The sequence below is a fragment of the Janthinobacterium sp. KBS0711 genome, from assembly GCF_000988085.1.
GTDB classification, from domain to species: Bacteria; Pseudomonadota; Gammaproteobacteria; order Burkholderiales; family Burkholderiaceae_D; genus Janthinobacterium; species Janthinobacterium lividum_E.
The window spans coordinates 401724-416896 of record NZ_LBCO01000024.1 but is presented as its reverse complement, the minus strand read 5'-3'; the positions used below and the strand labels follow the sequence as shown (position 1 = coordinate 416896).

The following is a 15173-nucleotide window of genomic DNA, read 5'->3' as shown; positions in this document are numbered from 1 at the left end:
GGCGTGGTCTACAACAGCGCCAACCCGCCGCCGTGGCAGCTGCCGCAGCAACGCGCCCTGTCCGGCTTGCGCAGCCGCGAACTGGGCGCCCGCAGCGCCAACCATCTCGTGCTCGACGATACCAAGGGCGCGATCCAGGCGCAGCTGCGCAGCGAGCACCAGGATAGCCGTCTTTCATTGGGCAGCATCACCCGCATCGACGACAACGCCGGCCGCAAGGAAGCGCGCGGTGTGGGCTTTGAATTGGCCAGCAACGCCTGGGGTGCCCTGCGCGCAGCCAAAGGCATGCTGATCACCACCGAAACGCCGGCAGGCGGCTCCGTGAAGCAACTCGACGAAACGCAGGCCCGCCTGGCACAAGCACGCCAACTGCAGCAGGGCTTGGCCGGCATGGCCATCGACGCCGGTGCGCAAGACAGCGCAGCACAACAGGGCGCCGTCGCCGAGTCCATCCAGCGGCAAAACGCCGCGATCAAAGGCGCCGGCGGCGATTTCCCGGAGCTGTCCGAACCGCATTTGCTGCTGGCCAGTCCAGCTGGCATCGAGCTGAGCACGGCCCAGTCCGTGCACGTGGCCGCCAGCGGACATGTGGCGCTCACCAGCAGCAAGCATATTTCACTTGTCAGCGGCGACAGCATGTTTGCCAGCATCGCCAAAACCTTCAGCCTGTTCGTGCACAAGGCCGGCATGAAACTGATCGCCGCCAGCGGCAAGGTGACCATCGAGGCCCACAGCGACGAGGTGGAAATCCTCGCCCAGAAGGTCTTGTCGCTGATCAGCGAAGCGGACTGGGTCAACATCAAGGGCAAGAAAGGCATACGCCTGCACGGCGCCAACCACATGCTGGAAATCAGCGACAAGGTGCAGTTCTTCACCTCTTCCCCCGTGCTCTTCAACGGCAACCTGGAAACCCTGGCGCCGAAGAGCGTGTCGCAGGAATTTAATGAGAGGCCAGTAACCCGTTTTGATCAGGCCGTACGCTTGCTGGAAGTGGACGGGAAACCGGCGCCCGATATCGCATTTGAACTCATACGTGACGACGGCCACAAAATTAGCGAAAAGAGTGGCGCCGACGGGCTGACGCCATTACAAAAAGGAGATGGCATGGACAGCTATACGATACGTTACAAGGGAAAACTACCATGAGTGACGATAACGATTTGAATGAACATGGCAATTACCAAGGCGAGTTTAGGCAAACTGTCGGTGGGTGGGCTGAATACACCGTTCATATGACGGAAATAGAAGATACGATTCGTCATGACGTCACGATCCCACCCAGAAAAATCATACCGATTATATTTTTACCAGGCGTTATGGGTAGCAATTTAAGAATGACAAAACAACGTCAAGACGATCTGAAGCGACCGGATAACAGATCATGGAGGCCAGATGACATGGTCGACAAATCTGGTAATTTGGCGGTTGCAACCGGTAGTGGTTTAGGTGGTTGGTTTAGGGGAGCATCCCCCAGAGATCGACAATTGGTCTTTGATCCAAATGAAACTGAAGTTGAGTACTATCAATATTCTATCGAAAATGAGCGCTTCTTCCCTGATGGAGACGTAACCAAAGGATCTGACGCCCGTCATAACAATGTACCTGACGATTTTCCTGGTGTTCCTCCATTGATTTCTGTTAGTCCTAAAAAGAATGCTCAGGTAGATGCAATTCAGAAACCTGGTGTAGCGGGAAAATTCATTCCCCGTGAAATACGTGAAACTCCAGCGCATATTGCACGGTGGCGTGGATGGAGCGAAGTTCTTTTCGCCGGCGCCTATGGCGAAATGCTTAAAAAAACAGAATTCTTCATGAATAATATAATAAAAAGAGGAGAAGTTTTACCTCATTGGAAAATTGATTCTTCCGATCAAGTTACTGGACGATATTCATTTGGCCAACAAGCCTATCCGCCTATTGCGAAGCTCCTAATACAAAATCCGAAAGACTTTGGTGGTTCGTCCGGAGCACCAATTAACACTTCCGACATGCTAAAAATTTCCCCATGCTGGTATCCGGTTCATGCGTTGGGATACAACTTCCTGCAAAGCAATGCCATTACCGCTATTATTATTACCAAACGCATACGAGGCATAGTAATAGGCTATCAAAAATGCGGCTTCAAATGCAGTGAGGTCATTCTCGTCACACATAGCATGGGAGGACTGCTCGCCAGAGCCTTAATGCATCCTAGATATGGAAATATGCTTAATGATAAAAGTGTAAAAATACTTGGGATATATCATAATGTGATGCCTACCTTAGGGGCCGCCAGTGCATACAAACGCATGCGTTTCGGCTTTAAGGAAAAGAGTGGCCCAATTAATACTCTCGAAGCCCAAATTCTTGGCATTGATGGTGAGCATGCCACCGCAATTCTCGCAAATGCACCTGCGCCATTAGAAATGTTGCCAAGCATGGCATATGGTCAAGAATGGATCAAGGTTGTTGATGCAACAGATAAATTACTTTGGAGCTGGCCACGAGGTAAGGATAGTGCGCTGGAAAGTATCTACTTACAACCTGAAAATGCGTGGTGGAGGATGACAAATCCTTCCTGGGTGAACCCTGCAAATATTCCATCAAAAAAAGGGGGAGGCATCAACAATGTCATGCGACGATTGAAAGATGCATCAGAATTATTAAAAGAAATAGAACAAATATTTCATCCAAATACATATGCAAGCTATTGTGCATCAAAAGAATTCTTAAGCTATGGAGAAATCACTTTCAAAGTTACCGAGGGTTTGGAAATTAAAAATTCATCCGATCCAGAAAAAATTATACCATCACCAAATAAGTGGCAGTTATTGACTGACGATGCAAAAGGCAACCTTACTGTACAAGCAGGAACACGTGTTTTGAAACTAAAATTACAACCACCAAATTCTACTGGCGATGAAACTGTCCCATCGGATCGCTCAGCAAAACACATACCTGGGGAAAAATTTTCCCATGGTGCTAAATCTGAAAATGGATATGAACATCAAAATAGCTACTCTCATCCACATGTCCTGGCATCTATGCTCTATTCAATTGTGCAGATTGCCAAAAAAGCAGAATGGAAATGAGCATGTTAAATTATAAAAAAATTCTCATTATTTCAATTATTGCAATTAATTCACTAGCATCAAAAACAATGGCAAATGAAACAATGTCAAGCAAAAATCATGAGGAAAATAAAATGCACATGCACGCAACACCAAAAATAGAAAATTTATTTCAAAAGACAAAAAAACTTTGCTTTGGAAGATATTTATTAAATCTACCAAACGAGGCAGAGTTAATAATTGGAAATTCTGAAGTTGAACTTTTTAAAGGAGGACCTGAATCCTTAAAACACCAAGCAGAAATTGACTTAAAAAAAATACGATCTTTGAATATTTCCCCTGAAATTATTTATAATGGAAATGGCCCAATAGAAAATAGTTGGCAACTTCGATACTACAATAGCAAATCAGCCAAAGAAGACAATTTCATAATTTATAGAACCTTAATCAACAAAGGGAATTTCATATTTGCCATAGGCGACGCAGTAGATAATGGCGACACCGAAAGAGCAACAGCGGAAAGACAATTCCTTCAAGCAAAAAGTCTGTATTTGCGTGCTACTGAAGAAATTCCTGTCACGCCAGGCATTTGCGTAGAGCACGGATTCATAAGTGAAAATCAGTATAAATATCAAGAAATAGATGACGTAGGTATTTATCTACCCAGCTTGCCAGATGTTACTTTCTCCATCAGTTCAAATAAGGATGCATACGGTGACTACCCGCCGACAGAATTTGAATCAAGGTTGCGTGGAGAATTATCACTACTCAATCGCATACAAGACGCAAAAAAAATGCAAGGCAATAACTATCCCAAGCGCACCTTGCTGCGCGAAGGCAAGCGCACCATCCAACACTGGAAAGGCGAAGAATCGCTGATACGACGCACCGATGGCGTCCATGATTTTGAATGGGCATTGGTAGGCAAACCGAAAGACATCGCAAATCCGTCTGTGTTGGAAGTCAAGATGTACACCAAAGTCGCCCACAACATGGTCGGCGCCGCCGAAGCATCGTCGCTGACCGACGAAGAGGCGATTGCCTTGTGGGACAAGCTGTTGTCCGGCCTGAAGTTCCGGGTGAAGGTGCCGGGTGCGCCGCCGGGTTCGTATTACTTCGATCCGGACAAGCCAGCGCAGTGACAGCTGAATAAGCTCATGCTGGCGCCATGCAAGCCATTGCGCTAGCATGATCCTTTTGCCCGGAAAGCTTCCATGCCCATCGCCCTGCGCCCCGCCCTGCCCCTTGATATCGACGCCCTGTGGGCCCTGCGCACGGTGGCCGTGCGCGTCAGTTGCGCGACGCATTATGCGCCGGAGCAAATTGCTGTGTGGACGGCCTCGCCCGTGCCGGACTTTTATCCCGCCATGCTGGCCGCAGGTGACGGCATCGTGGCGATGCAGGGCGAGACCATTGCCGGTTACGCCATGCTGGACGCCGTGAAACACGAAGTCGATGCCGTGTTTGTCGATCCTGCGCGCGCAGGACTCGGTATCGGCAAGCGGCTGCTGGCGGCGCTGGAGCAATTGGCGCGCGAGCGCGGCATTGCGCGCCTGCACCTGTCTGCGTCGTTGAACGCGGTGCCGTTTTACCAGGCCGCCGGCTTTGTCGCCTTGCGCGAGGAAGCGTATGCGCATGCGAGCGGCATCAGCCTGGCCAGCGTGACGATGGAAAAGGAGTTGACGGCCGCCTGAACCTTCAGTCTTTGCCAGCAGCCGCTTCGGAATCGGCCAGGCATTGCTGCAGCTTCGCGATCAGGGTGCGCACTTCGTCGTCGCCCAAGTCCAGCGGGTCGCCCTGCGCGTCGAGGCGTTCTTCTTGATTATTCATATTGTCTGGTTTCATCTCGCAGGTCGGCAAGCAAGTCAGCAGGCGCCGCGATGCTGGCGCTGCCTTGCGGCACGGGGAATACGGAAGCCAGCTGGCCATTGCTCGCCATGCCGGGCAGCCATTTGTTCAGGAAATCGCCGAGCGCGATGGCGCACGGCTGGAAATCCGCCCAGTCGCCGCTGGCGCACGCTTGCGCGTATGCGGCTTCCGGCCAGAACGGGATGGCGACGTGGCCATGGGCTTGCGCCGTGGCCCAGCCAGCATGGTACAAGCCCCACACTTCTTGTGTATCGGTGACCTTGCGCACGCAATAGTCGTAGCGCTGCTGCGCCGGCAACTGCATCACCTGTTTGATTTTTTCAGGATGCACGGTTTCCCCCTACCCCGTCCCAGACCCGTAACTCCGGCCCGCACCAGCCCGTCACCATGTCGAGGGCGTCCAGTATCGCGTCTTCCAGCGGCCCCTCTTGTGTGGCGAGACGCAGTTCCTGCAGCAAACTGGCCACTTGCGCCGCCGTCACGCCGCTGGCGTGGTAGCGCAGCAGGATGGTGCGCAGCGTCAATAAACCTGCCCTGACGGCCAGCGCGGCCAGCAAATCCCTGTCGATGTCGGCAATGATGGTTTGCGGCATCAATCCGCTTCCCACGCGATGGCGTCCGGCCGCGCGCCGCCTGTCTTGAAAAACGCGACAAAGGCGCGCTGGCATTGTTCCACATCCACGCACCATGCTTCCGGATACACATCCACCTGGCCATTGGCCAGCAGGTAGCTGCATTCGCCCGTTTCCTCCTCGTCACCCAAGGAGTGAAAACTCAGGTCATCCTGTCCCGACAGATACATCAGCCAGGCATTGCCGCCATTGCGCAGCATGCACAGGGCCGGGCCCTGCTCCGCATCCGTGGCCATGGTCAGCCACAGCTCGCACTGGGCCAGCGCACGCGCTTCCAGCAACGCCTGTTCCAGCGCAGCGACGGTGTCAACAACACGCGCTTCGCCATGCAGATTCAATTCCATCGTCATGCTTTTTCTCCGCTCAGGTCATCCATGGCCAGCGCCGTGCTCAGGTACAGCTTGCCGCTCAGGTCGTGCAGCAGGCTGCTCTGGCGCAAGCGGTCCATCACGGGGCCCTTCACTTCGGCCAGGTTCAGGCTGATGCCGCGCTTGGCCAGCGTGCTGTTGAGTTCGATCAAACCCAGCAAGGCCGTGCTGTCGATCTGGTTGACGGCCGACAGTACCAGCACCAGGTGACGCGCCGTCGGGTGGCCCCGCAACTCGTCCTCCACGCGCTCCGTGACGGCTTCGACGTTGCCGAAGAACAGGCCCGCATCGATGCGCAGCAGCAAGACATCGGGCAGGGTTTGCGCTTCATAGCGCTCCACGTTGCGGAAGTGCTCGCTGTTCGGGATGCGACCCAGCACGGCGATGTGCGGGCGGCTGGCGCGCCAGATCAGGGTGCCCATCGACAGCAGCACGCCGATCACGACGCCCGCCTCCACGCCCAGCACCAGCACGCCGGCCGTCGTCGCCAGCAGGGCCAGCGCATCGCTGCGGTCGTAGCGCCACGACAGTTTCAAGGTGTCCCAGTCCAGCAGGCTGCTGACGGCAAAGATGATGGTGGCCGCCAAGACCGGCAACGGCAGCAGCGCCAGCCAGCCCGTGGGCGCCACCAGCGCCAGCGCGAGCAGTCCCGCCGTGATGATACTGGCCAGCGGCGTGTTGGCGCCCGCCTGGAAATTGACGGCCGAGCGCGAAATCGAGCCAGTGACGGGGAAGCCGCCCGACAGCGCGCTGGCCACGTTGGCCGCGCCCAGGCCCAGCAGTTCGCGGTTGGTATGCAGCTTTTCACCGCGTTTTTGCGCCAGGGTCTGGGCGGCGGACATGCTCATCAAAAAGATGATGAAGGCGATCAAGAGCGCCGGCGACAGCAAGGTGCGCCAATGGGCGCTCGATGTGGCCAGGTTCAGGCCGGGCAAGCCGCTGGGCACATGGCCGGTCGTCTGCACACCCATCGCTTCCAGGCCGCCATAAGAGACGAGCGCGATGCCGGCCAGCACCAGCGCCATCGGCGCCAGGCGCGCGCCCACATCGGCCGCCACCTTGTTCAAGCCGCAGCGTTGCAGCAGGCGCGACAGATAGCGCTTGGCCAGCCACAGGAACAGCAGGCCGGACAGTCCCAGCACGAGGCTGGGCGTATGCCAGTGGGGCCAGGTGGCGCCCAGAAGCGGCGTGATTTGCCCCCAGATGATCAAGATCGCGGCGCCATTGCTGAAACCGCTGATCACGGGGCGCGATAAAAAGCTGGCCATGAAACCCAGGCGCAGCACGCCGCACAGCAGCAGGACGAGGCCGCTGATAAAGGCCAGCTGAGCGGCCAGGACGATGTACAGGGAGGAACCGGGATCGGCCAGCGGTGCCAGGGCGGCGGCCGTCATCAGGGAAACGATGGCCATGGGCCCCACCGATTGCGTCATGCTGCTGCCGAACAAAGCGTACAGCACGGGCGGCAGGATGCTGGCGTAGATGCCCACCACGGGCGGCAAGCCGGCCACCAAGGCGTAGGCCATGCCTTGCGGCACCATCATCATGGCGACAACGATACCGGCAGTGATGTCCCCGGCCAACAGAGGACGCCGGTATTGCCTGAGCCAAAGCAGCATGATGAGATCCCAAAATCTGAAAACCGAAGCCTATCATGCGACGAGGCCGGCTGACAGGGGGACGTGCTTACGCTTGCAGCAATTGCGCCTTCACGGCGTCGAGGATTTCCGCCGATAACACCTCGTCATCGACGCAGCGCGCCAGCACCATGGCGCCCACCATGGCGGCAAATGTGGCGATCGCCTGCTGGCGCCGTTCTTCCGGCGCGCCTTCAGGCAGCAAGCCTTCCAGCAGCGCGAACTGCTGCTGCGTTGCCTTGGTAAACACGGGACGCGCGCCGGGCGACATGCGCGCCGCATCGACGCCCATGGCCGCCGCCGGGCAACCGCCGCCAGGCTGGTCGCGGTGCCGGATGGTCAGGTAGTTGTCGATAATCGCCGGCAGCGCCCGCTGCCGGTCGCTGGCGACTTTCGCCTGCCAGCCTTCCAGCGATTTCTCCAGGGCATGCTGGCACGCCTCGATCATCAAGTCTTCCTTGGACGCGAAATGGCCATAGAAGCCGCCATGCGTGAGGCCCGCGTTCTTCATCAGGTCCGCCACGCCGATGCCGTCATAGCCCTTTTCGCGGAACAATCTGGCTGCCACCTCCACGATGCGCTCGCGGTTCAGCGCCGCCTGCTCCCTGCTTACTTTCATGCTGCCCTCCTACATTTATGTCAACCATCATATAACTTTGCGCCCGTTTGCGCCACTCTGTTAGCAAGCGCACCGTTTGATGCGCATGCCGCGCCGATACTGGACCTTCGTTTACAAGGAGGCCAGCATGAACGAGAACAAGGACCAGTCCGCCGGCAATTTGCAGCGCAGCATTCAACAGGAACAGGATCAGGACGATAAGCAGCGCGATGCCGCCAAATCCGGCAAGGAAAGCAAGCAGCCCGTGCAGACGGGCCACGGCAGCCAGCCTGTCCCGCCCCTGCCCGCCCAGCATCTGGACAAGCCGGGCATCGAAGGACAGATGCAGCTCAAACCCCGCTTCCTGGCGCCCGACTACTGCGGCAGCGGCAAGCTGGCCGGCATGGTGGCCGTCATCACGGGCGGCGATTCGGGCATCGGCCGCGCCGTGGCCGTGCTGTACGCGCGCGAAGGGGCCGATGTCGCCATCATTTACCTGAACGAGCATGAAGACGCCCACGAAACGAAGCGCTACGTGGAAGCGGAGGGCCAGAGCTGCCTCTTGATTCCCGGCGACGTGCGCGACCACGGGTTTTGCCAGCAAGCCGTCAGCCAGGTGATGGCCAAGTTCACACGCATCGACGTGCTGGTGAACAACGCCGCCTTCCAGGAACATGCGGAATCGCTGCTCGACCTGAGCGAGGAACGCTTCGACCTCACCATGAAAACCAATGTCTACGGTTACTTTCACATGGCCAAGGCCGTGCTGCCCCACTTGCAGCGCGGCGCCTCCATCATCAACACGGGTTCCGTGACAGGCTTGCAAGGCTCGAAGCACTTGCTCGACTATTCCACCACCAAGGGCGCCATCCATGCATTTACCATGGCGCTGGCCGGCAATTTGCTCGACAAGGGCATCCGCGTCAACGCCATCGCGCCCGGGCCCGTCTGGACGCCGCTCAATCCGGCCGACAAATCGCCCGAGGACATCCAGAAATTCGGCCAGGACACGGACATGCGCCGCCCTGCCCAGCCGGAAGAACTGTCGCCCGCCTACGTCTTCCTGGCTTCGCCCGCCTGTTCCAGCTACATCAGCGGCATCGTCCTGCCCATCACCGGCAGCGTGGGGGAATAAGCGATGGCGCGCGCACTGTGGAAAGGCGCCATCAGCTTCGGCCTCGTGCACATCCCCGTCGAGCTGATTTCAGCCAGTCTCGATCATGAACTGGACTTGTCCATGCTGGACCGGCGCGACTTCGCGCCCATCGGCTACAAGCGCTACAACAAGAAGACGGGCAAGGAAGTCGAATGGGACGACATCATCAAGGGCTATGAATACAAGACGGATGAGTACGTGGTGCTGTCCGAGGAGGATTTACGGCAAGCCAATGTGAAGGCCACGCAAACCATCGACATATTGACCTTTGTCGATGCGCTTGAGGTGCCGCTGACCTTTTACGAGCACCCGTATTATTTGCTGCCTGCCAAGGGCGGCGAGAACGTCTATGCCCTGCTGCGCGAAACCTTGCGCAAGGCCAATAAAGTGGGCATCGCCAGCGTGGTCATGCGCACCAAGCAGCATTTGTGCGCACTCGTGTGCGTGGGCGACGCCATCGTGCTCAACACCCTGCGCTACGCCGATGAAATCCGCCCCACGGACGACCTTGATTTGCCCGGCAGCACCCTGAAAGCGGCGGGTATTTCCGACAAGGAACTCAAGATGGCCCTGTCGCTGGTCGAAGGCATGAGCGAAGCTTGGGAACCCGGGCAATACCACGACAGCTACCGCGAAGACGTGCTGGCGCTGGTGAAGAAGAAAATCAAGGCCAAACAGACCAAGACCATCACGCCGCCCGCGCCCGAGCCGGAAGAAGAGCACGGCAGCAATGTGATCGACCTGGTGGCACTGCTGCAGCAAAGCCTGGGCAAGAAAGCGCCGGCCGCGCCGGCCCGCAAGCGCGCGGCCTCGTCCGCTACCCGCAAACCGCCGCCTTCCAGGCGCAAGGCGGCCTGAAACACACCTCGCAGCCAGGAGAATCTTCAATAATATAAATGCATTGACTTTGATCAGGCTTCTCGCTACGTTATGCACTGGCCTGCCACCCGGCAAGCCTTGTCATGCGTGCGGGAAAAAATGGATGCCGAGTTAGATCAGCTTATCCTCAACGGCGCCCCTGGCGGCGTTGTCATCACGAACGAAGAGCATGTCGTCGTGCGCTGGACGGCCGGGGCGCAGCGCATTTTCGGCTATGCCAGCGACGAAGCGCTGGGCCGCACGCTGTGGGAGCTGATTTCCTTGCCGGGACAGGCCGAAGCATCCCCGCTGATCGACGAGCAGCTGGCCCTGCACGGCAGCTACGACCGCGAATCGCTGCGGCGGCGCAAGGATGGTGAGCTCATCTACGTCGACGTCGCGTGCCAGACGGCACAGGCCGGTGCGGACGCCACCCGCTACCTGATTTCCACCATGAAGGACACGACCTTGCTGAAGGCGGCGCGCGACGCCCAGTTCGTCGACGTGCGCTACCGCGTGCTGTTCGAGTCGACGCCGGACAGCGTCATCATGGTCAATGCCACGGGCGCCATCGTGCTGGCCAACCAGCAGGCGCAGCGCCTGTTCGGCTACGCGGAAGGCGAATTGAACGGCAGGCAAATCGATAGCCTGCTGCCGCAACGCCTGCGCCATTCGCACGTGACGCACCGTTCGCGCTATTTCGACCAGCCGCGTACGCGCACCATGGGCGCCGACCTGGAATTGCTGGGCTTGCGCAAGGACAACATCGAGTTCCCTGTGGAAATCAGCCTGTCGCCGATCCAGACGGAGATCGGTACCTTCGTCATCAGCGCCATCCGCGACGTCAGCGACCGCCGCCGGGCCGAGCAGAAATTTCGCGGCTTGCTCGAATCGGCGCCGGACGCCATCGTCATCGTCAACGGCGATGGCGAGATCGTGCTCGTCAATTCGCAGACGGAACGCCTGTTCGGCTATTCGCGCGCAGAGCTGCTCGGGCGCAACGTGGAAGTACTGATCCCGGCCCGCTACGCACACGATCATCCGCGCCACCGCCAGAGCTTTTCCACGGCGCCGCGCGCCCGCTCCATGGGTGCGGGGCTGGAACTGTACGGCTTGCGCCGCGATGGCACCGAGTTTCCAGTCGAAATCAGCCTGTCGCCGCTGGAAACGGACGAGGGCGTGCTGGTCTCGTCGGCCATCCGCGACATCACCGAGCGCAAGCGCATCGAACGCACGCTCAACGAACAGAAAATCGAACTCGAGCGGGCCAGCCAGGCGAAGGACCGCTTTCTCACCAGCATGTCGCACGAGCTGCGCACGCCGCTGAACGCCATCCTCGGCTTTGCCCAGCTGCTGGCCAACGAAGCCTTGCCCGCCACCGTGCCGCAAAAGCGCGCCTTCGTGCAAAACATCGTCACCTCGGGACGCCACCTGCTTACCCTGATCAATGAAATCCTCGACCTGGCAAAGATCGAATCGGGCAGCCTGAGCCTGTCGATGGAAGCGGTGACGCTGCCCGCGCTGATCGAGGAAGTGCGCGTGATGGTGGAAGAGCAGGCGCAGCAGCGCCAGATCCACCTGGTTGTTCCCGCTTGCGCGCCGCTGACGCTCAGGGCCGACCATACGCGCCTCAAGCAAGTGCTGCTGAACCTGCTGTCGAACGCCATCAAATACAACCGCCCGGACGGCAAGGTGGAACTGGAAATTTCTCAGCCCGATGCGCAGCGCGTGCGCATCGCCATCCGCGACACGGGCAAGGGCCTGGACGAGGCGCAGATGGCCGAACTGTTCCAGCCGTTTAACCGCCTGGGACAGGAGGCGGGCAGCGAGGAAGGCACGGGCATCGGCCTGGTCGTCACCAAGCGCCTGGTCGAACTGATGGGCGGCAGCATGGGCGTGCACAGCTGCGTCGGCGTGGGCAGCGTGTTCTGGATCGAACTGGGCACCACGGCGGCGCCGCCCGCCAGCCGGCTAGCGGACACGGAATACCTGCCCGAACCCGCCTGCGACACCGGGGACGATGACGGCGGACAGGCGCTGCTGCTGTACGTGGAAGACAATCCGGCCAGTTTGCGCCTGGTGGAAGACATCGTCAGTTTCCTGCCCCACCTGCGCATGATCTCGGCCACCGACGCGCGCCAGGGCATCGCGCTGGCGCTGGAGCGCCGCCCCGATGTCATCCTGATGGATATCAACCTGCCCGGCATGAATGGCAACCAGGCGCAGCGCATCCTGCGCAACGATACGCGCACGGCGCACATCCCCGTCATCGCCCTGACGGCCAACGCCATGAAGGGCGATATCCGGCATGGCCTGGCCGCGGGCTTTTTCCGCTACCTGACCAAGCCTGTCGAGATCACCCTGCTCAACGCGGCCATCGAGGAAGCACTGCAACTGGCCCGCAGCGCCCTGCCGCTCAAGCCGGGGGAGTAAACGCCAGCTTTTTCATGGCAGCATCGAGACCTTTCGCGCTGCGCGCATAGCCGTCCCACGGCGTGTTGCCCACGTCGAGGCGGCTGTGCACATTGCCCACATTCCACTGGTCGCCCGCCGTCAGCTCGTCGAGCTCGTCCCAGGCCAGCGGTACCGAAATGCCCAGCCCGGAACGCGTGCGGGCCGACCACGCGCACACGGTGGTGGCGCCCCTGCCATTGCGTAAATAATCGATGAAGATTTTGCCGACGCGGTTGGCGGGGCCGCTCTTGAGGACAAACCGCGCCGGGATGTGCTGCGCCATGTGCGCCACGATGGCTTGCGAGAACGCCTTTACCGTGTCCCAGTCATGCTTGGGCCGGATCGGCACGACCACGTGCAAGCCCTTGCCGCCGCTGGTTTTCAGCCAGGCGGGCAAGCCCAGCTCCGTCAAAAAGGCGCGCAGCAGCACGGCCGCCTCGCGGATGGCGGGCCAGGCCACGCCCTTGCCCGGGTCCAGGTCGAACACCAGGCGATTCGGCGTGTCGTAGGCACTGGCCAGCGCGTTTTGCGTGTGAAATTCCACCACATTCCACTGCGCCGCCGACAATAGCCCCTGCAGGCTGGCCACTTCCAGCATGGGCGGGTGTTCCGGGTCCAGCCTTGCATCGAGCTGTTTGACACCGGGCATCTTCGACGTCTCCACATGCTTCTGAAAGAACAGCTCGCCACCGACGCCCGATGGCGCGCGCACCAGCGACACGGGCCTGCCCCGCAAATGCATGAGCATCAGCTTGCCCACCAGTGCGTAATAGCACACCAGGTCGATCTTCCTGGCGCCGCTGTCCCTGTCGATCACGCGGTCCGCATGGCTGACCTTGAAACTGGACGGCAAGACGCAGTCCGGCGTGGATTTACTCTCCATTGTCTTCTCCCTGTCGAGTCGCCGCGCCCGCTCGCGCACGATGGCGGCCGGCTTTTTATCCTCGCGCAAGCCGTGAAACACGGCATGGCGCACGGCGCCGCCACTCGTCCATTGCGCAAAACCGACCTCGGCCACCAATTGCGGCTGGACCCAGATGGGCTGGCGCACGCCGCCAGCCTTGCCTTCAAACGGACTCGTCTCGATAGCCAGCGCATCGAGCCGGCGCCGCAAGTCGCGCAGGCTGGCATCGTCAAAGCCGCTGCCCACATTGCCCGCATAGCGCAGCTTGCCTTGCGCATCATGCACGCCCAGCAACAGCGAACCGATCCCTTCGCGCGCGCCCTGCGGCGCCGTATAGCCGCCGATGACGAATTCCTGGCGCAGCCCGCATTTGAGCTTGATCCAGTCGCCGGAACGCCGCGTGACATAGGGCGAGCCGCGCCGCTTGCCGATCACCCCTTCCAGCCCCAGGCGGCAGGCGTGGGCCAGCAGTTGCTGCGGCGTAGCATCGAGCGCGTCGCTGAAGCGCACCAGCGGCGACGCGGGCAAGCTCTGCAGCAGTTGTTGCAGCAACGCCCTGCGCGCCTCGACGGGCTGTCCCCGCAGATCGTGGCCATCGAAATACGGCACGTCGAACAGGTAATACACGATGTCGCTGGTCGTTTCCGCATCGAACGCGCGCTGCAAGGCGCCAAAATCCGGGTGGCCGCTGGCGTCGTTGACGACGATTTCACCGTCATACCAGCCTGGCGGCAAGCCCAGTTTTTCCAGCGATCGCCGCAGCTTCGGCAGTTTTGCCGTCCAGTCGTTGCCATTGCGCGTCATCAAGCTGACCTGCTCCCCATCGCAACGCGCGAGGATGCGGTAACCGTCGAATTTCACCTCGAAAATCCAGTCTTGCGCATCTGGCGGAGGCGTATCGACCAGGGTGGCCAGCTGCGGCGACAAGGTAGCGGGCAGATCGGCATCGGGCGCTGCGGAGCGGTCCGCCCTCTTCTTGCGCTTGGGCAGGGCCTTGTTCTTGACGCTGTCGGGGAACTCCTCCACGACAGAAAACTCCGCTGCCGGCCGTGCGTAGTCGTCTTTTTCCTTGATCAGCAGCCAGGCAGGCTGCTTTTCGCTGCGTTTGTCTCCCTTTCCTTTCATGCGCACGAGCACCCACTTGCCATGCATCTTGTGACCATGCAGGGTGAATTTCAGCTCGCCGGCCGCCAGCGCCTTGCGCGCATCGGGCGTGGCGGGCTGGGGCTGCCACGTTCCTTTATCCCAAATGATGACCTTGCCAGCGCCATACTGTTTTTCGGGGATCGTGCCTTCAAAACTCGCGTACGCAATCGGATGGTCTTCCACCTGCACGGCCATGCGCTTGTCGCGCGGGTCGTAGCTGGGTCCTTTCGGCACGGCCCAGCTTTTCATCGTGCCATCGAGTTCCAGCCGGAAGTCATAGTGCAAACGGCTGGCCCAGTGCTTCTGGATGACGAAGGTGAGCACGTCGTTCGCATCCTCGTCGCCTCCGGCAGGCTCGGGCGTAACGGCGAAATTGCGCTTGGCTTGATAGGTTTTCAAGGCGGCTTTCATGGCGGCCCCATGCGGTGATGATGGCTTCGAGTCTAGGCTGCGACAGGCTCGGGCGCGGTACGCCAGCTAACAGAGTGCCTGCCCCGGCAA

Annotated in this window: 14 protein-coding genes; 7 read left to right on the top strand and 7 right to left on the bottom strand. The window is 59.3% G+C overall.

The window, feature by feature from the left end; all coding sequences use genetic code 11:
* The 4 genes from VM94_RS29030 to VM94_RS14480 form a co-directional block, all read left to right on the top strand.
* The coding region (locus tag VM94_RS29030; RefSeq protein ID WP_046684694.1) for a type VI secretion system Vgr family protein at positions 1 to 1146 on the top strand (1146 nt) is incomplete at its 5' end.
* Positions 1143 to 3071: a hypothetical protein gene (locus VM94_RS27805; protein ID WP_082127718.1), complete on the top strand. Its 1929-nt coding sequence runs from the start codon at positions 1143 to 1145 to the stop codon at positions 3069 to 3071. The genes VM94_RS29030 and VM94_RS27805, both read left to right, overlap by 4 nt.
* Positions 3072 to 3073: 2 nt before the next feature.
* Complete coding sequence (locus VM94_RS29025; RefSeq protein WP_235432917.1) at positions 3074 to 4192, top strand: T6SS immunity protein Tli4 family protein; 1119 nt, start codon at positions 3074 to 3076, stop codon at positions 4190 to 4192.
* 72 nt (positions 4193 to 4264) lie between these two features.
* Positions 4265 to 4744, top strand: a complete 480-nt coding sequence (locus VM94_RS14480; RefSeq protein ID WP_046684076.1) for a GNAT family N-acetyltransferase — start codon at positions 4265 to 4267, stop codon at positions 4742 to 4744.
* Positions 4745 to 4748: 4 nt separating this feature from the next.
* On the opposite strand, the gene VM94_RS29325 is transcribed toward VM94_RS14480, so the two are convergent.
* The 6 genes from VM94_RS29325 to VM94_RS14455 form a co-directional block, all read right to left on the bottom strand.
* Positions 4749 to 4880: a hypothetical protein gene (locus VM94_RS29325; RefSeq protein WP_260687190.1), complete on the bottom strand. Its 132-nt coding sequence runs from the start codon at positions 4878 to 4880 to the stop codon at positions 4749 to 4751.
* Complete coding sequence (locus tag VM94_RS14475) at positions 4873 to 5250, bottom strand: DUF2750 domain-containing protein (protein WP_138829144.1); 378 nt, start codon at positions 5248 to 5250, stop codon at positions 4873 to 4875. The genes VM94_RS29325 and VM94_RS14475 overlap by 8 nt, the downstream gene beginning before the upstream one ends.
* Positions 5240 to 5512 carry a hypothetical protein gene (locus VM94_RS14470; protein WP_046684610.1) on the bottom strand — a complete coding sequence of 91 codons (273 nt, stop codon included), beginning with the start codon at positions 5510 to 5512 and terminating at the stop codon, positions 5240 to 5242. The genes VM94_RS14475 and VM94_RS14470 overlap by 11 nt, the downstream gene beginning before the upstream one ends.
* Entirely contained in the window at positions 5512 to 5901 is a 390-nt protein-coding gene (locus tag VM94_RS14465; RefSeq protein WP_082127717.1) for an Imm1 family immunity protein, read from the bottom strand. Before VM94_RS14465 ends, VM94_RS14470 begins: the two co-directional genes overlap by 1 nt.
* Entirely contained in the window at positions 5898 to 7538 is a 1641-nt protein-coding gene (locus VM94_RS14460; protein ID WP_046684073.1) for a SulP family inorganic anion transporter, read from the bottom strand. Before VM94_RS14460 ends, VM94_RS14465 begins: the two co-directional genes overlap by 4 nt.
* A 67-nt stretch (positions 7539 to 7605) precedes the next feature.
* Positions 7606 to 8175 (bottom strand): TetR/AcrR family transcriptional regulator, encoded by a 570-nt coding sequence (locus VM94_RS14455; RefSeq protein WP_046684072.1) that lies wholly within the window; start codon positions 8173 to 8175, stop codon positions 7606 to 7608.
* Between the two features lie 127 nt (positions 8176 to 8302).
* Here VM94_RS14455 and VM94_RS14450 point away from each other — a divergent pair, with 127 nt between their 5' ends.
* The 3 genes from VM94_RS14450 (at position 8303) to VM94_RS14440 (ending at position 12601) form a co-directional block, all read left to right on the top strand.
* Positions 8303 to 9289: an SDR family oxidoreductase gene (locus tag VM94_RS14450; protein ID WP_046684071.1), complete on the top strand. Its 987-nt coding sequence runs from the start codon at positions 8303 to 8305 to the stop codon at positions 9287 to 9289.
* Positions 9290 to 9292: 3 nt separating this feature from the next.
* The gene (ku, locus tag VM94_RS14445) at positions 9293 to 10168 is read left to right on the top strand and encodes a non-homologous end joining protein Ku (protein WP_046684070.1); all 876 of its coding nucleotides are present in this window, start codon (positions 9293 to 9295) and stop codon (positions 10166 to 10168) included.
* Between the two features lie 120 nt (positions 10169 to 10288).
* Positions 10289 to 12601, top strand: coding sequence for a PAS domain S-box protein (locus VM94_RS14440; protein WP_082127716.1), 2313 nt, complete (start codon positions 10289 to 10291; stop codon positions 12599 to 12601).
* On the opposite strand, the gene ligD is transcribed toward VM94_RS14440, so the two are convergent.
* On the bottom strand, positions 12585 to 15083 hold the full coding sequence (gene ligD / locus VM94_RS14435; RefSeq protein ID WP_046684069.1) for a DNA ligase D: 2499 nt from the start codon (positions 15081 to 15083) through the stop codon (positions 12585 to 12587). The two genes, VM94_RS14440 and ligD, sit on opposite strands and share 17 nt — an antisense overlap.
* Between the last annotated feature and the right edge of the window lie 90 nt (positions 15084 to 15173).